This window comes from Flexivirga lutea (assembly GCF_054778955.1).
In genome coordinates this window covers 775,068-800,468 of record NZ_BAAGZB010000001.1, presented here as the reverse complement: position 1 = coordinate 800,468, position 25,401 = coordinate 775,068, and the positions used below count along the sequence as shown (strand labels likewise).

Genomic DNA, 25,401 nt, shown 5'->3' with positions numbered 1-25,401 from the left:
TTACGGCACAATGGGCCGGTGCGGGGTTCGCTGTATGCCGTCGCGGTGCAGGGTGACCGGGCAGTCTGTGTCGGGCCGGAGGGCAGTTGCCTCGACGCCGGACCGGCCGAGCTGGTCGACTTCGTCCGGGCGAGCGAGCGTGCAGCCGGCCAGGACCCGCCACGCTGGGTGTGGTGGTCCGCCGCCCAGTCGGCCACTCCCCTGGTCCGAGCCGGTCTGACGCTGCGCCGCTGCTGGGACCTGACCGAAGCGCACCGGTTGCTGGTGGGCGGCTTCGAGGCGGACACGGAGGAGATCTGGGCCGTCGCCGCCGGGCTCGACCCCGACGGTCGGCCGGCGCCGGTGATGGGCGACCTCTTCGACGTGGTCGGCGACGACGCGGTGGTCCGCCCGGACGGCTACCTCAATGCCTCGTGTTCCCAGTCGGATTGGCGACGTGAGCAGCTACCGGAGTTGGCCAGGTGTGCCCTCACGGCAGCCCGCCGGCAGGAGGCGCTGCTGTCCCGACGGCCGCGCGGCGTGAGCACGGCGACCAGCGAGTCGGGGGCCGCGTTGCTCTGCGTCGAACTGGGTGAGCACGGGCTGCCGGTGGACCGGACGACCCTGGAGCAGTTGATCACCGGGATCGCCGGGCCGCGCCCACGGAACGAGGCGCATGCGGCCCGGCTGCGGACGGCTCGCGACGAGCTGGTCCTGCGGCACGTTCCCGGACGGGGCACGACGGATCTGCGCAACCCGGCGCACGTGCGCGATCTGCTGCGTTCGCTGGGAGTCCAGGTGGAGGACACGCGGGCGTGGCACCTGACGCCGTACCGAGACGTGCACCCGGTCGTGGACGCGCTGCTCGACTGGCGCAAGGCCGAACGCATCGCGACCACCTACGGCTGGTCCTGGCTGGACCGGTTCGTCGGGCTCGACGACCGGCTGCGGGGCACCTGGACCGCCTGCGACGGTGGCGCAGGACGGATGACGGCCGGCGCCGGGCTGCACAGCCTGCCGGCTCCGCTGCGCCCGGGCATTGCTGCGGCACCCGACCACGTGTTGGTGCGGGCCGACCTGGGGCAGGTCGAACCCCGTGTGCTGGCGGTGGTTTCCGCCGACCCGGACTTCGCTGCGGCGACGGCGGAGGACGACCTCTACGCCACCGTCGCCGCCCAGCTGCACCTGGACCGGCCGGCCGCCAAGATCGCGGTCCTCGCCGCGATGTACGGCCAGACCTCCGGGCCGGCAGCCGACGCGCTGCGGCGGATGGAACGCACCTACCCGCGGGCGTTGCACCACTTGCGCGACGCAGCTGGCCGGGGCGAGCGCGGCGAACCGGTGCTGACCTATGGCGGCCGCTTCATCCGCGGTCGGGCGGCGACCGATCAGGCGGGTCGCCGCGCGGTCGGGCGGTTCACCCGCAACGCCGTGGTGCAGGGGGCGGCGGCGGAGTTCTTCAAGGCGTGGGCTCTGACCGTCCGGGACGCTGTGCGGCCGCTCGGTGGGCGGATCGTGCTGTGCCTGCACGACGAACTGCTCGTGCACGCGCCGGCGCCATACGCCCAGGAGGCCGCGCAGGCCGTGGACGATGCGCTGCAGGCGGCCGCGCGGCGGTGGACCGGCGGCGCGCCGGTGCGCTTCGTCGCGGACACGCGCGTCATCCACCGTTGGTCCGAGGCCAAGGACTGATCTCGTCGGGCGAGTGAGGAGTCGAGCTAGCGCAGGAAATCGGGGCCTTCGGGGCCCTTACCGCGGTCCTCGGCGTCGTCCGGCTCCTCCTCGCGCAGGAACTTCTCCAGCTCCGCGCCGATCTCGTCGGCGCTGGGCAGCTGGGCCATCTCGGTGGCCAGGAGGTTCTGCCGCTTCAGGCCTTCGGTGAACGCGTCGTACTGTTCCTCGAGCCCGTGGACGACCTCACCGACCTCGTCGTTCTCGTCGACCTGCTTGGCGATCTCGGCACGGTGCAGGCCGGAGAGCGCCGCCAGCTCGTGCGCGGGGATGTCCAGTCCGGTCAGCCCGCTGATCGCCTTGAGCGCTTCGACCGCGGCGTCACCGAAGTCCATCTGGGCCAGATAGTGCGGCACGTGTATGGCGAAACCGACTGTGTCCACGCCGGATTCGCCCAGGCGCAGGTGCATCAGACTGTCCAGCGAGCCGGGCACCTGCACCGACCCGAAGAGCGCTTCGTTCTCCGGGATGAGCGAGGACTTGCTGGCGAACCGGGTCATTCCGATCGGCCGGGTGTGCGGCACGCCCATCGGGATGCCCTGTGCACTCACGACCAGCTGCACCCCGAGGCGGCGGATGAGCTGCCGGATCGCCTCGATCATCCGCTCCCACTGATAGTCCGGCTCCGGGCCCGCCAGCAGGTAGAAGGGCGTGCCCTCGGCATCGGTCATCCGATAGAGCAGCAGTGCCGGGTCGGCGTATTCGGTGAACCGGTCACGGTCGAACGTCATGACCGGCCGCCGGCCGCGGTAGTCGAGCAGCTGGTCGACGTCGAAGGACGCGACGACCGTGTGCTCCAGGCTGCCCAGCAAGTGGGCAGTCAGCAGTTGTTGGGTGTTGCCGGCGTCGATCAGGCCGCCGAGCGACACCACCATGGTGTGCGCACCGAGCGCACTGGCATGTGTGTCGGTCTCGAGCTGGTAGAGCTCACGCGGGTCTTGCACGACATACTCCTGGAGTTGTTGGCTTCCTACACGAGAACGCCGCGGGCCGCGGCAGGATTCCCGCTCACCGTGCAGCGGCGTCCTCGACGGCGTCCATGGCCTTGAAGATGCGTTGCGGCGACACCGGTCGGGGCGTGCCGAGCCGCTGGGCGAAGAGGCTGACGCGCAGCTCCTCGATCTGCCAGCGCAGGTCCACGACATCCGGGTCGGTATGGCGCGCCTTCGGCAGGTTCGCCAGCAGCTTGCGACGCTCCTCCTCCACGACCCCGACCTCTTCGGACCGCTGCCGGTCCCGCGCCAGGTCACCCGGCGCCTTGGCGATGCGCTCGAGCATGCCGCGCAGATAGCGGTCGAGGTCGCGCAGTCGGGTCAGACCGGTCTCGGCGACGAAGCCGGGGTGGAACAGCGCAGCGAGCTGCTGCTCCAGCTCGGCACGCAGCTGCGCGACCGACGGCTGTGTCATCGCGTCCAGCGCGAGCCGGACCTCGCGGGCGTGGTCGAGGACCGGCGCCAGCGCCTCCACCACGGACACGACGCGCGGCGCGATCTGCTGGCGCACGACGCGCAGCGCCTCATCGAACTGGCCCGTGTCCCGGACGGTGCCGTCGGGCAGGTCACGCGCCACGATGTCGTCGACGGCCGCGGCGAGCACGTCGTCCATCAACGCGCGCATGCTGCCGTGCGGGTTGTTGCCGAGCGCGAGGCGCTGCCGGGTGGTGAACAACCCCTCGATGCGCTTCCACGGCACATCGACGTTCAGCAGGATCAGCCGCCGGATCCCGCCCTTGGTCGCATACGCCTGTTCGGACGCCGTCGGCAGCACCTGCAGGGACACGCTGTCGCCGTGGTCGACCAGCGAGGGGTAGCCCTGGATGGTGCGCTTGCCGTGCCGTTGCTGGTAGGTCGCAGGCAACTCGCCGAGATCCCAGGTGGTCAGCCCGGTGCGTTCGATGGCCGCGGCGGCCTTCGACACGGCACCTCGCACCTTGCCGGCGAGTTGCTCCTGCAGGGCCGGCAGGTCCTTGCCCTCGGCCAGTTTCCTGCCTCGCGAGTCCTCCACGCGGAACGTCATCCGCAGGTGGTCCGGCACCCGGGACCAGTCCCACTCGCCCGCGGGGACCGCTGCGCCGGTGGCGGCCCGCAGGGCGTCGCCGAGTTGCGCAGTGATCGGCCCCTCGTCCGGGTGCAGCTGCGGCAGTGCGCGACGAGCATGATCCGGTGCGGGGACGAAGTTGCGGCGAATCGCCTTGGGGAGCGCGCGGATCAGCGCGGTGACCAGCTCCTCCCGCAGACCAGGGACCAACCAGTCGAATCCGTCGTCGTCGACCTGGTTGAGCTGTTCCAGCGGCAGATGCACCGTCACCCCGTCGGCGTCCGAGCCCGGCTCGAACTGGTAGGTGAGCCGCAACTTCAGATCGCCCTGCCGCCAGCTCTTCGGGTAGTCCGTCGCGTCGACCGCGTCGGCGTCGTCGCGCAGCAGGATGTCCTCGGTGAGAGTCAGCAGCTTCGGGTTCTTCCGACTCTCGGTCTTCCACCAGGTGTCGAAATGCGCTGCGGACACGACCGATTCAGGAATCCGTGCGTCATAGAAGTCGAAGAGCTCCTCGTCCCCGACGAGCAGGTCACGACGTCGGGCGCGTGCCTCCAGGTCGGCGATGCGCGCGACCAGCTGCCGATTGTCCCGGAAGAACGCGTGCCGGGTCTCCCAGTCGCCCTCGACGAGCGCGTTGCGGATGAACAGCTCGCGGCACAGCTCCGGGTCGACCTTCGCGTAGGAGACCTGTCGACCGGCGACGAGGGGGACGCCATACAGGGTGACCCGTTCGGCGGCCAGCACACTGCCCTGCTTGCGGGACCAATGTGGTTCTGCGTACTGCCGTTTCACCAGGTGCGCACCCAGGCGCTCGGCCCACGCCGGGTCGATCCGCGCGTTGGTGCGTGCCCACAACCGGGTGGTCTCGACGAGCTCGGCCGACATCACGTAGTCGGGTTGCCGCCGGAAGAGCGTTGACCCCGGCTGGATGGAGAAGCGGGCACCGCGTGACCCCTGGTAGTCGCGCTTGTCGGTGTCCCGCAGGCCGATCTGTGACAGCAGCCCGGCCAGCAGCGCCTGGTGTATGGCGTCCTCCCCCGCGGGGTTGTCGCTCGGCGCGAGGTCGTGCTGTTTGGCGACGCGCTTGAGCTGAGCGTGCAGGTCCTGCCACTCGCGGATGCGCAGGTAGTGCAGATATTCACGCTTGCACATGCGGCGGAATGCACTGCTGGACAATGACTTCCGCTGCTCCTTGAGGTAGTACCACAGGTTCAGCAGGCTGAGGAAGTCGCTGGCTTCGTGCTTGAACCTCGCGTGCGACTGGTCGGCCTGTGCGTGCGCGTCTGCGGGCCGTTCGCGGGGGTCCTGGATCGAGAGCGCGGCGACGATCACCAGCACCTCCCGCAGTGAGCCGTTCTCCGCCGCTGCGACCAGCATGCGCGCCATCCGCGGGTCGACCGGCAAGGCCGCGATGGTGCGGCCGGTCGCCGTCAGCTTCCGCCGCTGCGACCCTCTCTGCTCCACCGCGCCGAGCTCCTCCAGCAAGCGCACGCCGTCGGTGACCTGCCGCGGGTCCGGCGGCTCGACGAACGGGAAGCGCGCAACGTCGCCCAGGCCCAACGAGGTCATCTGCAGGATCACCGACGCCAGGTTGGTGCGCAGGATCTCCGGGTCGGTGAAGTCGGGTCTCGCCTCGAAGTCCTCCTCGGCATACAGCCGGATGCAGACCCCATCGGCGAGGCGGCCGCAACGACCGGACCGCTGGCGCGCGGACGCCTTGGAGATCGGCTCGATCGGCAGGCGCTGCACCTTGGTGCGCTGGCTGTAGCGGGAGATGCGGGCGGTCCCGGTGTCGACGACATACCGGATGCCGGGGACGGTCAGCGACGTCTCGGCGACGTTGGTGGCCAAGATGATCCGCCGGTTGCCCGACCGCTTGAAAACCCGGTGCTGCTCGGCCGACGAGAGCCGTGCGAAGAGCGGCAGGATCTCGGTGGACGGCAGCTCCAACCCGGTCAATGCGTCTGCGGCGTCACGGATCTCGCGCTCCCCGGAGCAGAAGACCAAGATGTCCTGCGGACCACCGTCAGCCTTCGTCTCCGTCCACAGCTCGGTCACCGCGTCGGTGATGCCGGTGACCTGGTCGATGTCGACCTCCAGCTCGCCCTCTTCGCGCACGAGCGGGCGATAGCGCACCTCGACCGGGTAGGTGCGACCGGAGACCTCGATGACCGGCACCGGCGGCTGCCCGTCGACGGTGAAGTGGTCGGCGAACCGCTGCGGGTCGATGGTCGCCGAGGTGATGATCACTTTCAGGCCCGGCCGGCGCGGCAGCAACTGGCGCAGGTAGCCGAGGATGAAGTCGATGTTGAGCGACCGCTCGTGCGCCTCGTCGATGATCAGCGTGTCGTAGCGGCGCAGCTCGCGGTCACGCTGCAACTCCGAGAGCAGCACACCGTCGGTCATCACCTTGATCAGCGAGTCCTGGCTGGTGTGATCGGCGAATCGCATCTGATAGCCGACGGTTTCGCCCAGTGTGACGTCCAGTTCCTCGGCCACCCGCTCGGCCACCGAGCGTGCGGCGATGCGGCGCGGCTGGGTGTGTCCGATCATGCCGTCCAGCCCGCGGCCGAGCTCGAGACAGATCTTGGGCAGCTGGGTCGTCTTGCCCGACCCCGTTTCTCCGGCGATCACCACGACCTGGTGGTCGCGGATCGCGTCGGCGATCTCCGCCTTGGCGGCGCTGACCGGCAACTGCTGCGGGTAGCTGATCTGCGGCACGAGGGTGCGCCGGTGCTCACGGCGGGCCGCGCGCTGCTCCGGAGTCTCTCGAGGTGGTCGTCGGTCGCCCTGCCGGCCGGAATTGCGTCCGCGCCGGCCACGGGACCGGCGACCGGCGGGCGCGGTGGAATCGGGTGAGGTCATGGTGATCCCGCCCATTGTCGCAAACTCTCCCTTCACACGGCGCGCGCCACCACCTCGCCGAACAGCTCCTCGCCGTCGACGTCCAGACCGCGGGCGCGGAACGAGGCCGCCACGTTGGTGCAGTCGCGCTGCAGCATCTCCATGCCGTGGGGGTTGCCGAAGAGGTCGATCGTCTGCGGCAGGTCGATCATCACCAGCCGCTCCCCCGCCACCAGCAGGTTGTATGCCGACAGGTCACCGTGCACGCAGCCGAGCGCGGCAAGTCCGCTGATGGCGTCATACACCTGCGACCACAGGGAGGCGAGCAGTTCCGGCCGCGGCCGGGTGGCGGCCAGCCGAGGCGCCGGCGTGCCATCGTCACCGAGCACGAGTTCCATCAGGATCTCGGTGCCGTCGACCTGCACGGGGTAGGGCACCGGCAGTCCGGCCCGGTGGAAGCACACCAGCGACTCCCACTCGGCCCACGCCCAGCTGCCGGCGGCCACCGACTTGCCGAACGTGGTGCTCTTGGCCATCGCTCGCGCCTCCCGGCCGCCCTTCTTGGGCAGCTTGCGGCCGTCGGTGTAGGCGGTGTTGCGATGGAAGGTGCGATGCGTCGAATCGCGATAGCGCTTGGCGGCGAGCACGACACTGCGGTCGTCCAGCGGCGCCGACCGCTCCAGCAGGAAGACATCGGCCTCCTTGCCGGTCTTGAGCACACCGAGCTCGGTGTCGACGGCGGCGTCGTCGGTGATGACCCAGTCCGGCCAGGGCTGCGGGCCCCGGCTCAGGGGCTGGCAGTTGCCCCACGTCGACCAGCGCTGGTCGGCGGCGAGTGCGCCGATCTGCTGATAGTCGAAGGCGAAACGTTGATCGACGGACGTGCCGTCAAGGGAGGAGGCGGAGGCCTCCGGGTGGTGCGACATACGGGAAACTCCGATCGAGGAAGTGCATGGGAACGGGCATGCTGACCCAGGCTTCTGTCATCACTGACTCCTCTCCTCGGAGCGGCCATATACCGCCGGTGCGTGTGTGCTCAGGCTCCCCGTCGTACGTCGAGACGGTCAACCGAATTTTCCGCGATGGACGCGAAGGAGCCCTGTGCGGCATACGAGAACGTATGCCGCACAGGGCCTTTCAAGCGGGACTTAGCCCTTCGCTGCGCGGAATCCCTGCTCCAGGTCGGCGATGATGTCATCGACGTGCTCGATGCCGACCGAGAGCCGGACCAGCCCGGGGGTCACTCCGGCCGCGAGGCGATCCTCGTCCGGACCCTGCGAGTGCGTGGTGGACGCCGGGTGGATCGCCAGCGAACGGACATCGCCGATGTTCGCGACGTGCGAGTGCAGCGTCAGTGCCTCGACGAACTTCTTGCCGGCCTCGACGCCGCCGGCGATCTCGAAGGCCAGCACGGCTCCAGCCCCGAGCGGCGTGTATTTCTGGGCGAGCTCGTAGTATTCGTTGCCTGGCAAGGACGCCCAGCGCACCGACTCGACCTGCTCCTGCTCCTGCAACCACTCGGCGACCGCGCGGGCGTTGGCGACGTGGCGCTCGACGCGCAGGCTGAGCGTCTCGATGCCCTGCTCGATGAGGAAGGCATTGAACGGTGACACGGCCGAGCCGAGGTCACGCAGCAACTGCACGCGGGCCTTGAGGATGAACGCCAGGTTCGCGCCGAGCGCACTGCCGACGCCGAGGTCCCGTGCATAGACCAGCCCGTGGTAGGCCTCGTCCGGGGTGTTGAAGCCGGGGAACTTCTCCGGGTCCTTGGCGAAGTCGAAGTTGCCGCTGTCGACGATGACGCCGGCGATCGAATTGCCGTGACCACCAAGGTATTTGGTGGCCGAGTGGATCACGATGTCGGCGCCGTGCTCGATCGGGCGCAGCAGGAACGGCGTGGCGATCGTGTTGTCGACGACCAACGGCACCCCGTGGGCGTGCGCCACGCCGGCGACGAGTTCGATGTCGAGGACCTCGGATTTCGGGTTCGACACGGTCTCGGCGAACACCAGCTTGGTGTTCGGCCGGATCGCGGACTCCCAGCTCGCCGCATCCGTGCGGTTCTCCACGAAGGTCGTCTCGATGCCGAGCTTGGGCAACGTGTGCTTCAGCAGGTTGAACGTCCCGCCATACAGGCTGGGGCTGGCGACGATGTGGTCCCCGGCCTGCACGATGTTGAGGAACGTCAGGGTCTCGGCCGCCTGGCCGGAGGAGACCAGCAGCGCACCGACACCGCCTTCGAGGTCGGCGATGCGCTTCTCGGCCACGTCCGTGGTCGGGTTCATCAGCCGGGTGTAGATGTTCCCGAACTCCTTGAGCCCGAAGAGATCTGCGGCGTGGTCGGTGTCGTTGAACTGGTAGGACGTGGTCTGGTAGATCGGCAGCGCGAGCGCACCCGTTGCCGGGTCGGCGCTCTGGCCGGCGTGGATCTGGCGCGTCTCGAAGGACCAGTTGGGAGTTGCCTCGGTGCTCATCTGTGTTCTTGACCTCCGTGCTCGATCGCCGTATGACGACGCACGGCCGCCTTCGGCGGCGGACCCACCTTCGTGATGCCCGCGCTTGCCACACGGCGATCTGCACCGGTGGCCCGGTCCTCACCCGGGGCACCCCACCGCGAGAGGAGGGTTGCCGGTCAGCGAGCCGGGGCTTGACGCTGACACTCATGACCTGTCCGAGATGCTAGCGCCGCTCACCTTCTGATACATAATCGTCTCTTACTATGGACGCCTCGCAACGTTATGGGAGCGAAGGCGCCCGAGGAACGACTGTGCAGGAGCGGCGTGCACCGGCGACGGTGGAAGAGGTCGGTGCCCGAGCCCGCACCGGACACAATGGGCCCATGACGAACTCTGCGGTCACCATCGAGCGACTGGACCGGGTCGGCACTCGGGACGTCGACGCACTGACGGCACTGGTCGGCACGCTCGTCCGGGCCGACGCGGCGATCGGCTGGGCCGATCCGCCGACCCGGGAGGAGATGCGGGACCTGCTGACGGACCTGGTCGCAGCCGGCCCCTCGGACGCCTGCGTGCTCGTGGCGCGCGCTCCGATCGGCGGTGCGGGTGAACCAGACTGCAATCCGGTCGGATTCGGCTATTGGCGCCGCCACGCTCGCACCACCCTACGGCCGCACGCCGACCTGGAACGGCTGGCGGTGGCCGCCGAGTTCAGCGGCCGAGGCATCGGCCGGATGCTGCTGCGGCACCTGATCGACGCCGCGCGCGTCGCCGGCTGCGAGCAGCTCACGATCGACTTCCGGGGTGACAACGCCGGCGCCGAGCACCTCTACGTGTCCGAAGGCTTCACCGAGTACGGGCGGCTGCCGGATTTCGTCGCGCCGGACGCGGAGCGCCGGTTCGACAAGGTGTTCCAGGTCCTCGACCTGCGCGAGCACCCGCGGGGCCGGTAGCCGCCGTCCCACCTCTTGACGGCGACGTCGACTATGTCTAGATTGCTAGCATGCCAGCAAGCAACAAGCCCGCGAAGGCGCAGTTCAACGTCTATCTGCCGGGCGATCTGATCCGCGAGGTCAAGCACCGCGCGATCGACGACGGCCTGAGCCTGTCGGCCCTCGTCGAGCAGGCACTCCGCGACTACCTCGATCCAGGAGCGACCCGATGAACCTCTTCGTGCAGCCGATCCGCTTCACCGACGACATCGACGCGATGACTCGTCTGCTGACCACCCTCGGGCTGCGCGTCGCCCTCACCGCCGACAAGGGCGGATGGGTCGTGCTCGCCGGCCGCGCCGGCACCGTCGCCCTGCACAGTGCGGCGGATGCGGCGACCGGCGCCCGGCCGGGGCACACCAGCCTGTGTTTCGAAGCGTCCGACCTGCCGGCGCTCGCACGGCGACTGACCGCGGGTGGCTTCGGCGACGACGGCCACCCCGCCGGGTCGATGGTGTATGACGAGGCCTACGGCCGGGCCATCACGGTCACCCTCGATGATGAGGAACTGACGATCAACGGCACCTCCGACGATCTCTACGGATACACGAGCACGGGCGTCACACCGGGTCCCGACGCCGGCGACCTGCGCGTCACGCCGATCCGCTTCATCGACGATCAGGCGCCGGACCGCCGGCTGCTCGAGGCCCTCGGCTTCGCACTCGTCGGCGAGGCGAACGAGCACTTCACCCAGCTCACCCTCCCCGGAGCGGGCGGATCCGTGGGGTTGCACCTTGCCGGAGACGAGTCACGCGTCATACCAGGGCCGTTCGCGGTACAGCTGAGCTTCGAGACGGCCACCCCGCTGCCCGAGATCATGCAACGGGCCGCCGCGGCGGACGCCACCACGGCGCTGCACGAGTCCGAGTTCGGTGACCACGTCACGATCACCGACCCGGACGGCCAGCAGATTCAGGTGCACGCGAGGGCGTGACGTGCTGTGCGTCGTGCACCGGTGAGGGCCGTTCCGTCCGACGATGTCGGTGGCCGGTGATTCGCTGGACGCATGATCGAAGAACGCGCTACGACTGCACCGCCGGATGCGGCTCGCACCGCCGGGTCGCCGACGCCTGCGTTCCCCGAAGCTGTCTCGGCGGCGCGCGACGAGCTGGCGATGATCTGCGCCCAGCTCAACGACGGGCATACCCGTCTCGTCGCGTTGATGCGCCGGGTGCTGGCCGACGAGCTGTGGTGCGGGGTGGGTTTCCGTTCACCCGAGCACTGGCTGACGGCATACGCGGGTCTGACTTGGTCGTCGGCCCACGACGTCGTCCGCATCGCCGAGCGGTGTTCCGACTTGCCGACGATGCAGCGGTTGCTCGATGCGGGCCGGCTGACGCTCGGGCTCGCCGCCGTGATCGCCAAGCACACCCCGAGCGCGTATGACGCGGATGTTGCCGAATTCGCCTCCTACACGACCGTGACGCAGTTGCGCAGGACGTTGTGCCGCTATGAGTTCGAGACCGGCGCCGACGGCAACGCAGCCGACTCCGACTCGAACTCCGACGACTCCGACGACTCCGACGACTCGGCCGACTCGGCCGACTCGGCCGACGCCCAAGACGCCGGCAGCAGCAGCGCGCTGTTGGCCGGCGCCGCAGCCGACGACGAGGCCTTGGTGGACGCAGCCACCGACGCCGCCCAGGCGCGAACACCAAGCCGGCACGATCCCACCACCACACCTCCTCGCCTCGAGATGCGTTACGCCGCAGGGCGTTTTCTCCTCTCGTACGACGCACCTGCCGATATCGGTGCCTTGGTCGAGCAGTCGCTGCTGGAGGCAAAGGACGCGCTGTTCCGCCTCGCGACAGGAACGACGGCCGACGCGGGCAGCGCCACGTCCCGACCGTCGGCCCCATGCGGCGACAACCCCGGCAGCGCGTCCCGCACCCATCGCGGCGCCTCCTTCGGAGAGGCGATGAGCCTGTTGGCTCAGCGGTCCCTGGACACCGGCGCACCGCTCGGCCATTCGCGGGCAAGTCGCTACCGCGTCTACCTGCATCTCGACACTCAGGGCGCGGGGTGGCTGCACAAGCAGTGCGCACTGCCCTCGACGTTGCGTGCCCGGATCCTCTGCGACGGCGTGATTCAGCCGGTCTGGGAGACCGAAGGCACTCCGGTCAGCGTCGGTCGGGCTCAGCGCATCGTGCCAGCGCGCACCCGTCGCCTGCTGGAGGACCGCGATCGCGGGTGCCGCTTCCCGGGTTGCCTCGCGATGCATCACCTGGAATGCCACCATCTCGACCACTGGATCGACGGCGGGCTGACCGACGCCGACCGGCTGATCATGCTCTGCCCGTTCCACCACGACGAGCACCATCGCGGGACCTTCGTCATGGTTGGAGACCCGACCCGGCCGGACGGCGTCACCTTCACCGCACGCGACGGGACACGGTTGCGACCGCTCTACCAGCTCTACGACCCGCCTTGCGGGCTGCGTTCGGAGCCGCGCCACGATCGGCGTCGTGGCCCGGACCGCCCGTCGCAGCACGACCCTCGCGGCAATCACGCCACGCCGCACTTCGCACCGTACGCCGGTGCGACGAACGAGACGCTCCATTTGTCTCTGGTCAGGTTCGATCCGCGACCGCCGGCAGCGAGTCCGCGGTCAGGCGCCTCACCAGGTGAGCAACGCCCGGGTGACCAAGACCCACCGTGGGCGAGATCCCAGGTGACCAAGACCCCCGTGGGCGAGATCCCGGGTGACCAAGACCCCCGTGGGCGAGATCCCGGGTGACCAAGACCCCCGTGGACGAGACCGGTGGGCAAGACCCGGTCAGTGCCTGAGCCCGCACTGATTCGGTGCACGCAGGCTCGCGGGCACACCATCGGCACGCGCAACACCGCGCCCGCGGTCGCGAGCCGGCCGCGGCGACCCACGACTCGCGACCTCGGTGTGGCGCGACGTGCGGCACACCGTTCGCACCGCCCGCCACGCCCACTGAGGACGAGACCCGGCCGCGCGGCGTCAGAGCAGCTGCGCCAGCGAATAGATCAGCAGACCGACGAGACCGCCGACGACCGTGCCGTTGATCCGGATGAACTGCAGGTCGCGACCGACGTGCAGCTCGATGCGCTGCGACGCCTCGTCGCCGTCCCAGCGCTCGATGGTCTGCGAGATGACCGTGGAGATCTCGTGGCCGTAGGTCGTGACCACGTGCCCGGAGATCTCCCCCAGCCGCCGATCCAGCGACGCGCGGAGCTCGTCATCGGAGACGATCCGGCCACCGAGGTCGGTCAGTGCCCGCACCAGCCGCGCGCGCAGGTCGCTGTCGGGGTCCTCCAGCGATTCGACGACCACCCGCTTGACCGACTGCCACATGCCGACGAGCGAGTCGCCCACCGACGGGTGCGACAGCACGCGCACCTTGAGCTGCTCGGTGCGTTCCATTGTGGCCGGGTCGTTCTGCAGGTTGTCGGCCAGCTTGGCGAGCAGGTCGTCGATCGCGCGCCGCACCTGGTGGTCCGGCGTGTCCCGTATGTCGGCCAGCCACCGGACCAGCTCGACGTGCAATCGTGCCGCCACGGTGTCGTCCAGCCACCGTGGCGACCACCAGGGGGCGCGACTGCCGATCAGCGAGGTCACGGTCTGCTCGTTGTCCCGGACCCAGTCGTGCAGCTCACGCACCACCAGATCGACGACCTGGCGATGCGAGTCGTCCTTCACCACACCCTCGAGCAGGCTGCCCAGCAAGGGTGACACCGGCTCACGGGCCAGCCGGGGCAACAGGACCCGGCCCAGGAAATCACCGACCTCGGCATCGCTGATCGAACCGATGCCCTTGGCCAGGGCTGGCGCCGACTCGGTCACCACGCGGGTGGCGTTCGCGGGGTCGGCCAGCCAGCGACCGACACGCAACGGCACCTGCGCGGTCGCCAGTCGCTGCTGGACGTTCTCCGCGGTCAGGAAGTTGTCGGTGACGAAGTCCTCGAGACTGTGGCCGATGCTGTCCTTGCGCTCGGGGATGATGGCGGTGTGCGGCACCTTCAGCCCCAGCGGGTGCCGGAAGAGGGCGGTGACCGCGAACCAGTCGGCAACGGCACCGACCATCGCTGCCTCGGCGGCGGCGTTGAGGTAGCCCCAGACGCCGTGGTGGCCGTGGGTGAGGACGAAGACGACCGCCGCTGCGACGAGCAGCGAGGTCGCCACCAGCCGCATCTTGCGCAGCCGGCGACGGCGTTCCTGGTCGGCGGCGCTCAGCGCGGCCGTTCTCAGTCGGTCCACGCGACCGGCGCGTCCGAGCTCTTGTTGTCGAAGGTGCTCGGGCGGTAGAGCAGGGTGTATTTCGTGTAGTCCTGGCCCGCCGGCGCCTCGAAGACGATGGTGCCGGTATAGGTCCTGCTGGTCTTGCTCAGCGTGGCGTCGTCGAACTGGTCCTGCTTCGGCACGGCCTGGGACAGCGAGCTGTAGTCGCACAGGTTCTTCTGGCTGTCGCGCAGGGTGAAGTAGATGCCGGCGATGGTGCTGTCGTCGCCGGACTTGTACGCGACGGTGACTTTCACCAGCAGGTTGGTCTGGCCGTCCGGGGGGCCGAAGATGTCACCGTCCGCGGGCTTCTTGGCGTGGGGCACCTGGGGGGTGATGGTCACCGTGCCGCCATACTTCTGGCTCAACTCCAGCGGCTTGCCCCAGGCTGCCTTCCGGGTGCTCGGCGCGAGGACGCCGGGGGTCAGGAAACCGTCGTCCTCGGCGGTGCACACCTTCGCCGGGTCGCCGGTGGCCGAGCTCGGCGCGGCGGACACCGTGGGCACCTCGCTGTCGGTCGGCACACTGCTCTGGGTAGGGACGCTGCCCTGGGTCGGCACCGGTTGATCGCCGCCCTGGCTGGTCGCAGGCGGCGGCTGCACCGTCGGGGCCGCATCGTTGCACCCGGCCAGCGCGCCGGCCGCGATGACGGCCGGCACCGCACCCAGGGCGATCCTGCGCACTGCGGTGGTGGTCATAGTCCCCTCGAAGCTCATGGTCCCCTCGAACCCTGCTGACGATCGTGCTCACGGCGACGCGCGGGCACGCTGCCTCAGGCTACGCGAACCGTCCAGACCTCCGGCTTGCCGGATCCGTGCTCGTCCTTGGCGAACTCGCGGGTGCCCTCCCCGACCGGGATGCCCTGATGCCCGGCCGCCTGGCTGATCGCGGTGGCGATGCGGTCCCACACCGCCGCGCCCTGCGGGAACCCCATCTCCCAGGTCATCGCCTCGACCCCGATCACGGTGCGGTCCGGCATCAGCTGCGCACGAGCGCGCGGGTAGGAGCCGTCGATCTGGATCACGATCGCGCCCTGCTCGGACCGCACGTCGGTGACCCGGTCATCGGAGGACACGATGTGGGCTATGAGTTCGCCGGCACGTGTCGGATCCGCACCGAGGGTCAGCGTGCGGCCCATCATCGTCAGGTGCTTGGTCGCCGGTCCGGCGGCGATCGCCCGGCCGATGTTGCCCTCGACCGCCCGATCACGCACCTGCTGGTGCGCGTGGGAGACCTTTCCCTTGACGAAATACCAGACGAACGAGCCGACGATGATGATCAACAGCACCAGGACGAGTTTGGCGAACACCGACCCAGTATGGCGCTCAGCCCGGGTATGCCGCCCGGCGCGGGTAGGACACGACGCGCACCAGCTCGGCGAGGGTGTCCAGCGAACCCGCCAGCCGGGCCGCCGGCACGTTGAGCCGCAACGGCACACACAGCAGCCGGGTGCCGATGCTGCGGACCACGACCTCGGGTGCCGGAGCCTGGTCGGCGTGGGCGTAGATCAGCAGCCCCGCCTCGAGGCCGAGCGCGGACGCGTACGCCAGCAGCGGGTAGAAGTCCGACCCGCCGCGCCGGTCCGCGGCCAGGTGATAAGCGACGTTGCCGACCAGCACCGGTTGCAGGTCGCGCCGCAGCAACAGGTCGGGAGTGAAGTGCCACTGGTCCTGCACGTCGAGTGCGTACTGCGGGCGCTCCTCCACGTTGATGGTCGGCCACAGCCGGTTGCTCAGCTCGACCGTGATCCAGCGACGGAAGAGGTCGTCCATGTCGATCATGAACGCGTGAGCCGTCTGCTCGCCCTCGATGTGCCGGATCGTGATCCCGTCCAATGCCTTACGGGCCAGCTCCAGGGCCGGGGCGTAGTGCTCGTTCAGCCGGGTGATCGGCAGGTCGTCGTGGTGCTGGTCCGGGCTGGTCACCTCCACACCTTCGAAGCGTTGCACCAGCCGCAATCCGTCGCGGCGCACCAGGGGCGGCAGGTCCGGCCAGCTCAGCACCTGCCGGACGGCACACAACAGCATGCGGTTCTCGGGTATGTCGGGCGTGAATTCGTCGTACCGGCAGGGCGGTGCGGCGGCGGCCCACGGCCGGGTCGCCAGCTGGTCGACCAGCAGCCGGCCCCGGATGACGCTGGTGTCCTCCTCGAGGGTCACGTAACCGTGCAGCAGCCCGCGTCGGGTCGCGGTGTCGATCGCCCGCAGCAGGAAGGCCGCCACCCCGTCGACGAGTTCGCTGTCCGCCGCCCACCCGACGGCGTCACTCCCCCAGGCGTCCGCCGGCAGCCCGGCGGAGAACATCGTGAAGAGGTTCTCCATCGGGGCGCGCGGCTGCACGCGGATCGTGCAGCCGGGGACCGCCAGCGCTCCGACCCAGGACCCGGTGCGCAGCATCACCCGATCCGGGTCGGCGGTGGCGACGACGGTGATCTTGTCCGACGCGGCTTCGAGCAGCGCGGTCCGGGCAGCCGGCTGCAACCGGATCGGCGCGCTCTGGCTGTGCTCCTGCAGGACGATCTGGTTCATGGGACGGCCGTGGCGGCCGGCGGCGGCTCCTCCCCGGCAGCGGCGCGGGCGCCGGGTCCGTGGCGCTCAAGCACGCTCTGCCAGGTGAAGGTCCGCAGCACGTCCTCCCGCCCGTAGAACTGGTCCTCGATGAAGGGGTAGATGCTGTAGGTCCAGATCCGTTGCAGCGCAGCGTCGTTCAGCCCTTCTGCCATGAAGTGACTGTGCCCGATCTGCAGGTGCGGTCCGCGCAACGCACGCCGCAGCTCGTCGTTGACCCGGTCGACGATGCCGGCCACCCAGACCGGCCCGTCGTGTGCCTCGAGCCAGCGGCGCAGCAGGCCCTCCATCGGTCCCTCGTGCGGCATGAACGGCACGAAGTGGAACCGGCGGCGCAGCGCCGCGTCGACCAGGGCGATGGACCGGTCGGCGGTGTTCATCGTGCCGATGAAGTACAGGTTGGGCGGCAGCTCGAAACCCTCGTCCGGCCGGTATGACGTCATGACCGACTGGGAGCGGTATTCGAGCAGGTAGAGCAGTTCGCCGAAGACGCGGGGCAGATTGGCCCGGTTGATCTCGTCGATCAGCATGATGTGCGGCGTCGTGGGATCGGCCTCCGCGGCCTCGGCCAGCATCGCCAGCGGACCCTTGCGCAGCTCGTAGACCATCTGCCCGTCCGCATCCAGCCGCGGCCGGAAGCCCTCGAAGAAGTCTTCGTAGGAGGTCGAGGGGTGGAACTGCACGACCTGGCGCTTGGTGGAGTCCGGTTGGAGGGCGGCCGCCAGCCGCTGCGCGAGATAGGTCTTGCCGGTGCCGGGTGGGCCGTAGAAGATCAGTTGCTTCTTGTCCTCCAGCAGCCCGTGAATCTCGCGCAGGAAGTCCTCGTCGACGAGCAGCTCGGCCGCCGCCTCCGCGATCAGGTCACGCTCCGGGTCGGCGACGGACTCGCCCTTGTGCAGTAGCCAGAGCGCGAATTGCACCTGGCCCCAAGGGTCTCCCGGCAGCAGCGGCTCCAGACGGGCACGCAGCCGGTCATTGATGACGACGTGCAGCCGGGCCCGGTTCGGGGAGTCGATCGCGGGCAGCTGCACACCCACGGCACGCCCCACGGCGATCTTGCCGTCGGCGCCACCGAGGGAGTGGATCGGCAGGTACCGGCCCGGGTGGGCAACCGCCATGAGCTTCATCACCACCGCCTCGCCGAGGCCGGGTACCGGCATACCGTCGCCGAGGACGTGTTCGATCCGGGCGACGTCGTCGCCGTCGCCCCACAGCAGTTCTTTCAGCGACCGGGCGAAGTTGTCCAGGCGGGCCGCGTCCATGGTGGACAGGCTCGCCTGCAGAACCGAATGCGCGCCCGGGTGTCCGTAGCCCCGGCCGTTCAGCAACCGCCGGAACGCCGCCAGGTCGAAGGCGTCGAGCCCGGACGGCTCGAGCGCCTGCGCGAGCGCACGGCGTTGTTCCTGGTGCCACTTGTCCCGCTCACCGGGGTAGGGCCGTTCGGCCACGAAGCGTTCCAGCTGGGCGAGCAGGTCCAGGTCGACCGGGCCGGTCGGCGTCGGCTCCTTGCCGGACATGACCTCCACCAGCGGCGCCAGTCGTCGTACGGTGTCGACGATCTCGGTGGCGAAGTCGGCCCGGCCGAGCGACTCCGGGTGCGGCCACCAGCGGCCGACATACACCTCTCCGCCGGGGTATTCGCGGTCCACCGGCTCGACCCGGTCGGGGCTGCTGGTGGTGCGCAGGTGGAAGAAGCGCATGCCCTCCGGCAGGTGCTGCTGGACGACGCCGCCGATCTCCTCGTGCCGGGCACCGGAGCCGGGGCCGTCCCAGCCGGAGTGCAGTCCGACGGCGACGCCGGACCGGGTGATCCAGAGCCGGAAGCCGGGAGCGCCGGTGCCGCCGGGCAGCGCCCAGGTCGCGTGCGCGTCCACCCGGTAGGGCGCGTCCTTGGACTGCCCGGTGCGGGTCTGCAGATTGGTCTCCTGCAGTCGCAGCCCGGTGGCCTGCCGCAGTGGGTTGTGCAGCGACCGCACGGTCAGGGTGGCGACCCCGCGCAACTGCAGCGCCAGACCGGCGGCACGCGCCTCGGAGTCGGCGTCGGGATAGCCCAGCCCCGGTTTGTACCCCGCGATGATCCTGGCGGCCTCCTCGCAGATGTCCGGCAGCGTGCTGCCCAGCCCGATGAAGGACTGTTTGCTGCCGAGGTAGCCGATCAGCCGCTCGGCCAACTCCGGGTCGTCCGGTTCGAAGCTGCGGCACAGGTCCGCGAAGGCGAGGTAGCGCTCGGAGTGACTCAGGTGACGGCCCATCCAGCCGAGGGTCTGGAACGGGTCGGAACCGCCCGGCCACAGCGTCGGCCAGTCGCTGCCCTCGTCGGTCGACCAGAAGATCGACAGCACCGTCGGCACCCGTGAGCCGTCCAGCTTGCCGTCGGTGTATTCCTCCAGTGCCCGGATCCGCAGGGCTGCCTCGTCGTCGTCGCGCGGCGTCTGCGTGGTCTCCACCAGCAGGTCGGCCAGGTCCCGCTCGTAGCCGCCGGCGGTGTTGCGCAGCTGGCCCAGCCAGGTCGGCAGGCTGGAGGCGTGCTGGGCGAAGGGACCGGGACGGCGCGACCAGACCGCGAAGCCCTCGACGAAGGCGTGCAGGTCACGGCCGACGGCCAGTGTCCGCAGCAGCTCCCGGGCTTCGGCGACGCGCACCTCGCGCAGCGAATCCACCTGGTGCCACAGTGTTTGGGCCGCGGGGTCGTTGTTGGCGGCCACCTTGATCAGCTCGTATGTCGCCCGCCACCGGCGCAGGTCACGCTGCCGCCCGGGACTGGGCGTGGTGGAGCGCTGGGCGCGCTTGACCTCGAAGCCCAGTGCGGTCAGATGACGGCTGACCTCGTCGGCCGACGGCAACGACACGGGCGTCAGCGGCCCGAACTCGGCGCGTGCGAAACCGTGCGCGGCCGCCGCGATCGCGGGGGCGTCATAGACGGCGCCGGCCTCGTGCAGGACGTGCTCCACGTCCTGCTCGAATCCGTATGCCGCCAGGAACGACTCCCGTCCCTGGGACTGCCATTCCTGGAGTGCGGCGAGTACGTCGTCTCGGGTGATGTCGGCGAGGGCCACGGTGGTTGACAGCTCCGGAGTCGGTTGAGGGAAGGGACCGAACGTCCAGATTACGGGATGGGCCGTCGCGCCCGGCGCGCTGTGCGCAACTCCCGTATGGCGACCGCACGGCGTAGCCGCGGATGCCACTAGCCTCGAGGTCGTGGGCATCCAAGAGATCATGGAAAGCACCGATGTCGACCAGTTCCGGGCCCGCGGCTCGGTGAAGTGGTCGGTGACCGAGGGCGATCAGCTCGGGGCGTTCATCGCCGAGTCGGACCTGCCGCTCGCGCCCGTCGTGCGGGACGCCATCGCCGGCGCGGTCGACCGGGGACTGACCGGTTACCTTCCCACCCCGGTGAGCGAGGAGACCGCCGCCGCGTGCGCGGCCTTCCAGCAGCGGCGCTTCGGCTGGTCGGTCGATCCCGCACACGTGCAGTTGCTGCCCGACGTGCTCGGCGCCTTCGCCTTCACCCTGGGCCACCTGGTCGACCCGGGCACCCCGGTGGTGCTGCCGACCCCGGCATACATGCCCTTCCTCGAACTTCCCGGCGCCGTCGGCACCGAGTTGCGCACGGTGCCGATGGACCTGGTCGGCGGCCGCTTCGTGCTGGACACCGAGCGGCTCGCCGCGGCCCTGGACGGTGGCGGACTGCTGGTGCTGATCAATCCGCACAACCCCACCGGCCAGGTGGCGACCCGTGACGAGCTGCTGCAGATCGCGGACGTCGTCGAACGCACCGGCTCGACGGTCTTCTCCGACGAGATCCATTCTCCGCTGGTCTATTCCGGCAACCACCACCTTCCCTACGCATCGCTGGACGAGCGCACCGCGGACCACACCGTCACCGCGGTGTCGGCATCGAAGGGCTGGAACCTGCCGGGCCTGGCATGCGCGCAGCTGATCATGACCTCGGCCGAGCACCGGCGCCGCTGGGCGGCATCGCCGTTCGTCGTGCGGCACGGCACCTCACCGCTGGGGGCGGTCGCGGCGACGGCGGCATACGGGCCGGACGGAGTGGCGCACCTGGACGGCCTCGTCGACTACCTGCAGCGCGGCCGTGATCTGTTCGCCGGCCGTATGGCGGACGCGCCCTCGATCGGGTACACGCCTCCGGCGGCGACCTACATCCACTGGCTGGACCTGCGCGGCGCGGGCATCGCACCGGCCGAGGTGGGCCGCCGCACCGGCGTGCTGGGCACCGACGGGACCGCCTGCGGCACTGCGGGATTCCTGCGTTTGACCCTCGCGACGTCGCACGCGGTGATCGGCGAGATCGCCAACCGCATCGCGGGGTTTAGCCGATGACGCGCAGCTGGATGGTTTCGGGCATTTCGCGCAGCTCGGTGATCGCGGCGTCGGGCAACTGCGCGACATCGGTGACCACGTAGCCGTTCTCGCCGCGGGTGTTCAGCAGCTGGCCCTCGATGTTGACGCCGTGTCCGGCGAGGATGCTGTTGACCTTGGCCAGCACGCCCGGCGTGTTGCGGTGCAGGTGGGTGATCCGCCGGCCGCCGCCGGGGCGACCCTCCAGGGTCAGCGAGGGCAGGTTGACGCTCAGGGTGGTGGTGCCGCGGTCGATGTAGTCGCGCAGCTTGCTGGCCACGAAACGGCCGATGTCCTCCTGCGCTTCCTCGGTGGAGCCACCGATGTGCGGGGTGAGGATGACATTAGGGATGCCCTGCAACGGGGAGGAGAAGGACTCGCCGCGCTTCTTCGGCTCGGTCGGGAAGACGTCGACGGCGGCACCCGCGATGTGGCCGGACAGGAGGTTCTCGCGCAGTGCGTCGTAGTCGACGACGAAGCCGCGCGAGAGGTTGAGGAACAGCGACCGCGGCCGCATCGTGGCGAACTGGTCGGCGCCGAAGAAGCCGGCGTTGCCGGAGCGGCCGTCGACGTGCAGGGTCACCACCTCGGCGGTCTCCAGCAGCTCGTCGAGGCTGTCGCACCGGTGCGCGTTGCCCATCGCCAGCTTGTCGTCGGTGTCGTAGAAGTAGACCTGCAGGCCCAGCATCTCGGCGACCACCGACAGCTGCGAACCGATGTTGCCGTAGCCGACGATGCCCAGCTTGCGGCCGCGGATCTCGTGCGAACCCTTGGCGTTCTTGTCCCAGACGCCGGCGTGCAGCGAGCCGTCCTTCTCGGTGAGGCGGCGCGCCATCGCGATGATCTCGGCGATCGCCAGCTCCACGACGCTGCGCGTGTTGGAGAAGGGGGCGTTGAAAGTGGCGATGCCGCGCGCGGCGGCCTCGTCCAGCGCGATCTGGTTCGTGCCGATGCAGAACGCGCCGATCGCGGTCAGCCCCGTCGCTTTCTCCAGGACGGTAGGCGTGATCTCGGTCTTGGAGCGCAGTCCCACGATGTCGACGCCTTGCAGCGCCTCGATCAGTTCGGACTCGTCGAGGGCCCCGGTGCGGGTCTCTACCTCGAACCCCGCTTCACGCAGGATCGACTCGGCGTACGGGTGGATGCTTTCCAGGAGCAGCGCCTTCACAAGGCGCAGTCTCCCACTGGCCGGGTCGGCGACTCACGGCACGTCCAGCATTCGGGCGTGGTGCCCGCATGCCGGACGTGCCGGAGTCGGTGTATCAGCTGCAGCCGCTGGTCGAGCCGCAGCCCTCGCAGACGTAGCAGGAGCCGGCGGGGCGCATCTTGGTCCCGCAGGTCATGCACATCGGTGCGTCGGCGGCCTTGCCCTGGAAACGCTCCAGCAACTCCGCGGAGGAGTGGATCTCACCGGAGACGGCGCGGGCGTCGGCGGCCCCGGACCCGGACCGGTAGTCGGCCTCAGCGGCGTCAGCGTTCGAGCCGGACGTGGCCTCCGGTGCGGAGTCCTCGCGGCGCGTGGTCGCGCCGACGGACTGGGAGTAGGACTCCAACTCGTCGGTGACGTCCTCCTCCGAGGCGTCCTCCACGGCGGCGTAGGAGCCGGTCTCCAGCTGGCGGGCGCGTTCCTCGGCGGTGTGGATGCCCATGAACGACCGGGTCTCGAAGTCCAGGTGGTCCAGCGCCAGCCGGCGGAAGACGTAGTCCATGATCGACTGGGCCATCCGGACGTCCGGGTCATCGGTCATGCCGGCCGGGTCGAACCGCAGGTTGGTGAACTTCTCGACATACGTCTCGAGCGGAACGCCGTACTGCAGGCCGACCGAGATGGCGATCGAGAAGGCGTCCATCATCCCGGCCAGGGTCGAACCCTGCTTGCCGAGTTTCAGGAACAGCTCGCCGAGCTTGCCGTCCTCGTAGGTGCCGGCGGTGAGGTAGCCCTCGGCGCCCGCGACCGCGAACGAGGTCGTCTCGCTCTTGCGACGCTTGGGCAGCCGGCGACGGACCGGGCGGTATTCGACGACCTTCTCCGGCTCCGCCTCCGCGGCCTTGGCCGACTTCTTGCCGTCGGACAGCGGCTGACCGACCTTGCAGTTGTCGCGGTAGACCGCCAGCGCCTTCAGGCCGAGCTTCCAGCCCTCCAGGTGCACCTCGGCGATGTCCTCCACGGTGGCCGTCTCGGGCAGGTTGACGGTCTTGGAGATCGCGCCGGACAGGAACGGCTGGGTCGCGGCCATCATCCGCACGTGGCCCATCGGAGCGATGGCACGCTCACCCATCGCGCAGTCGAAGACCTCGTAGTGCTCGGGCTTGAGGCCGGGCGCGTCGATGACGTGACCGTGCTCGGCGATGTGCTCGACGATCGCTTCGATCTGCTCGGTCTGGTAACCCAGCTTCTTCAGCGCCCGCGGGATCGTCTGGTTGACGATCTGCATGGAGCCGCCGCCGACCAGCTTCTTGAACTTGACCAGCGAGAAGTCCGGCTCGATGCCCGTCGTGTCGCAGTCCATCATGAAGCCGATGGTGCCGGTCGGTGCGAGCACCGAGGCCTGGGCGTTGCGGTAGCCGTGCTGCGCACCCAGCTCGACGACGTCGGCCCACGCCTTGGTCGCATAACGGTGGACCTCCGAGTCCATCGCGTCGAGGGTGCGGACCGCGTCGTTGGCAGCCTGGTGCTTGCGCATGACCCGCTGGTGCGCCTCGGCGTTGCGCGCGTAGCCGTGGTAGGGACCGACAATCGCAGCGAGCTCGGCGGAGCGCTTGTACGACGCGCCGGTGAGCAGCGACGTGATCGCTGCCGCGAGCGACCGGCCGCCCTCGGAGTCGTACCCGTGGCCGGTGGCCATCAGCAGCGCGCCGAGGTTGGCGTAGCCGATGCCCAGCTGGCGGTAGTCACGCGTCGTCTGACCGATCGACTCGGTCGGGAAGTCGGCGAAGCAGATCGAGATGTCCATCGCGGTGATGACCAACTCGGCGACTGATCGGAAGGTGGCGGCGTCGAAGGTGTCGTCCTCACGCAGGAACTTCAGCAGGTTGAGGCTCGCCAGGTTGCAGGAGCTGTTGTCCAGCGACATGTATTCGGAGCACGGGTTGGACGCCGTGATGCGGCCGGTCTCCGGGTTGGTGTGCCAGGCGTTGATGGTGTCGTCGTACTGCAGGCCGGGGTCGGCGCACTCCCAGGCGGCCTTGTTGATCTTGTCGAAGAGGCTGCGGGCGTCGATCTCCTCGATGACCTCACCCGTATTGCGGGCGCGCAGCCCGAACGAGGTGCCCTCCTCGACCGCGCGCATGAACTCGTCGGTGACCCGGACCGAGTTGTTGGCGTTCTGGTATTGGACCGAGGTGATGTCCTTGCCGCCGAGATCCATGTCGAAGCCGGCGTCACGCAGCGCGCGGATCTTGTCCTCCTCGCGCGCCTTGGTCTCGACGAACTCCTCGATGTCGGGGTGGTCGACGTCCAGCACGACCATCTTGGCCGCGCGACGGGTGGCGCCGCCGGACTTGATGGTGCCTGCGGACGCGTCCGCACCGCGCATGAACGACACCGGCCCGGAGGCGGTGCCACCGGAGGACAGCAGCTCCTTGGAGGAGCGGATGCGGGAGAGGTTGAGGCCGGCACCGGAGCCGCCCTTGAAGATGAAGCCCTCTTCCTTGTACCAGTTGAGGATCGAGTCCATGGAGTCGTCGACCGAGAGGATGAAGCACGCTGACACCTGTTGCGGCGACTTGGTGCCCACGTTGAACCAGACCGGGGAGTTGAAGCTGAACACCTGGTGCAGCAGGGACCAGGTCAGCTCGTGCTCGAAGATCTCGGCGTCGTCGTCGGTCGCGAAGTAGCCGTGTTCCTTGCCGGCGCGCACATAGGTGAGCACGACCCGGTCGATGAGCTGCTTGAGGCTGCTCTCCCGCTGTGGCGTGCCGACCGCGCCACGGAAGTATTTGGTGGTGACGATGGTGGAGGCATTGAGCGACCAGCTGTCGGGGAACTCCACACCGCGCTGCTCGAAGATCGTCTCGCCGGTCTTCCAGTTCTGCTGGACGACATCGCGCCGCTCCCAGGTGACCTCGTCATAGGGGTGCACCCCGGGCGTGGTGAAGATGCGCTCGACGGTCAGGCCCTTGCGCGCGCCGCTGCCGCGTCGCGCCTTCGAGCCCGCGTCTGCCGTGTCGGTCATGTCCAACTTCCT

General features: G+C 69.4%; 17 protein-coding genes and 1 riboswitch. Of the genes, 6 read left to right on the top strand and 11 right to left on the bottom strand.

What is annotated here, in order from left to right:
- Window positions 1-18 precede the first annotated feature (18 nt).
- Window positions 19-1,671, top strand: coding sequence for a DNA polymerase (locus ACYVBN_RS03805; protein WP_460599347.1), 1,653 nt, complete (start codon window positions 19-21; stop codon window positions 1,669-1,671).
- Between the two features lie 26 nt (window positions 1,672-1,697).
- Here the strand turns inward: ACYVBN_RS03805 and ACYVBN_RS03800 are convergent, their stop codons facing one another.
- From ACYVBN_RS03800 to ACYVBN_RS03785, 4 genes are all read right to left on the bottom strand, one after another.
- Window positions 1,698-2,654: a PAC2 family protein gene (locus tag ACYVBN_RS03800; protein WP_460599346.1), complete on the bottom strand. Its 957-nt coding sequence runs from the start codon at window positions 2,652-2,654 to the stop codon at window positions 1,698-1,700.
- Between the two features lie 64 nt (window positions 2,655-2,718).
- A complete protein-coding gene (gene hrpA / locus ACYVBN_RS03795) occupies window positions 2,719-6,612 on the bottom strand; it encodes an ATP-dependent RNA helicase HrpA (protein ID WP_460599345.1) in 3,894 nt (1,297 codons plus the stop codon).
- A 32-nt stretch (window positions 6,613-6,644) separates the two neighbouring features.
- Window positions 6,645-7,517, bottom strand: coding sequence for a serine protein kinase RIO (locus ACYVBN_RS03790; protein WP_460599344.1), 873 nt, complete (start codon window positions 7,515-7,517; stop codon window positions 6,645-6,647).
- A 222-nt stretch (window positions 7,518-7,739) separates the two neighbouring features.
- A complete protein-coding gene (locus tag ACYVBN_RS03785; RefSeq protein WP_460599343.1) occupies window positions 7,740-9,065 on the bottom strand; it encodes an O-acetylhomoserine aminocarboxypropyltransferase/cysteine synthase family protein in 1,326 nt (441 codons plus the stop codon).
- 76 nt (window positions 9,066-9,141) lie between these two features.
- Window positions 9,142-9,259, bottom strand: a riboswitch (SAM riboswitch).
- Between the two features lie 171 nt (window positions 9,260-9,430).
- Between ACYVBN_RS03785 and ACYVBN_RS03780 the strand changes: the two genes are divergently transcribed.
- The 4 genes from ACYVBN_RS03780 (at window position 9,431) to ACYVBN_RS03765 (ending at window position 12,776) form a co-directional block, all read left to right on the top strand.
- Window positions 9,431-10,000 (top strand): GNAT family N-acetyltransferase, encoded by a 570-nt coding sequence (locus tag ACYVBN_RS03780; protein ID WP_460599342.1) that lies wholly within the window; start codon window positions 9,431-9,433, stop codon window positions 9,998-10,000.
- Between the two features lie 50 nt (window positions 10,001-10,050).
- A complete protein-coding gene (locus ACYVBN_RS03775; RefSeq protein WP_460599341.1) occupies window positions 10,051-10,212 on the top strand; it encodes a ribbon-helix-helix domain-containing protein in 162 nt (53 codons plus the stop codon).
- Window positions 10,209-10,973: a hypothetical protein gene (locus tag ACYVBN_RS03770; protein WP_460599340.1), complete on the top strand. Its 765-nt coding sequence runs from the start codon at window positions 10,209-10,211 to the stop codon at window positions 10,971-10,973. The genes ACYVBN_RS03775 and ACYVBN_RS03770 overlap by 4 nt, the downstream gene beginning before the upstream one ends.
- Before the next feature lie 72 nt (window positions 10,974-11,045).
- On the top strand, window positions 11,046-12,776 hold the full coding sequence (locus ACYVBN_RS03765; protein WP_460599339.1) for an HNH endonuclease signature motif containing protein: 1,731 nt from the start codon (window positions 11,046-11,048) through the stop codon (window positions 12,774-12,776).
- A gap of 231 nt (window positions 12,777-13,007) precedes the next feature.
- Here the strand turns inward: ACYVBN_RS03765 and ACYVBN_RS03760 are convergent, their stop codons facing one another.
- The 5 genes from ACYVBN_RS03760 to ACYVBN_RS03740 form a co-directional block, all read right to left on the bottom strand.
- Window positions 13,008-14,264, bottom strand: coding sequence for a DUF445 domain-containing protein (locus ACYVBN_RS03760; protein WP_440282385.1), 1,257 nt, complete (start codon window positions 14,262-14,264; stop codon window positions 13,008-13,010).
- Window positions 14,252-14,983 carry a DUF4352 domain-containing protein gene (locus tag ACYVBN_RS03755; RefSeq protein ID WP_460599338.1) on the bottom strand — a complete coding sequence of 244 codons (732 nt, stop codon included), beginning with the start codon at window positions 14,981-14,983 and terminating at the stop codon, window positions 14,252-14,254. The genes ACYVBN_RS03760 and ACYVBN_RS03755 overlap by 13 nt, the downstream gene beginning before the upstream one ends.
- Before the next feature lie 74 nt (window positions 14,984-15,057).
- Window positions 15,058-15,594: a hypothetical protein gene (locus ACYVBN_RS03750; protein ID WP_460599337.1), complete on the bottom strand. Its 537-nt coding sequence runs from the start codon at window positions 15,592-15,594 to the stop codon at window positions 15,058-15,060.
- Between the two features lie 16 nt (window positions 15,595-15,610).
- Window positions 15,611-16,813, bottom strand: coding sequence for an McrC family protein (locus ACYVBN_RS03745; RefSeq protein WP_460599336.1), 1,203 nt, complete (start codon window positions 16,811-16,813; stop codon window positions 15,611-15,613).
- Window positions 16,810-19,908 carry an AAA family ATPase gene (locus tag ACYVBN_RS03740; RefSeq protein ID WP_460599335.1) on the bottom strand — a complete coding sequence of 1,033 codons (3,099 nt, stop codon included), beginning with the start codon at window positions 19,906-19,908 and terminating at the stop codon, window positions 16,810-16,812. Before ACYVBN_RS03740 ends, ACYVBN_RS03745 begins: the two co-directional genes overlap by 4 nt.
- Window positions 19,909-20,050: 142 nt before the next feature.
- Between ACYVBN_RS03740 and ACYVBN_RS03735 the strand changes: the two genes are divergently transcribed.
- The gene (locus ACYVBN_RS03735; protein ID WP_460599334.1) at window positions 20,051-21,196 is read left to right on the top strand and encodes a MalY/PatB family protein; all 1,146 of its coding nucleotides are present in this window, start codon (window positions 20,051-20,053) and stop codon (window positions 21,194-21,196) included.
- On the opposite strand, the gene serA is transcribed toward ACYVBN_RS03735, so the two are convergent.
- On the bottom strand, window positions 21,186-22,382 hold the full coding sequence (serA, locus tag ACYVBN_RS03730) for a phosphoglycerate dehydrogenase (protein WP_460599333.1): 1,197 nt from the start codon (window positions 22,380-22,382) through the stop codon (window positions 21,186-21,188). The genes ACYVBN_RS03735 and serA overlap by 11 nt on opposite strands.
- Before the next feature lie 94 nt (window positions 22,383-22,476).
- Window positions 22,477-25,389, bottom strand: coding sequence for a vitamin B12-dependent ribonucleotide reductase (locus ACYVBN_RS03725; RefSeq protein ID WP_460599332.1), 2,913 nt, complete (start codon window positions 25,387-25,389; stop codon window positions 22,477-22,479).
- Window positions 25,390-25,401 lie beyond the last annotated feature (12 nt).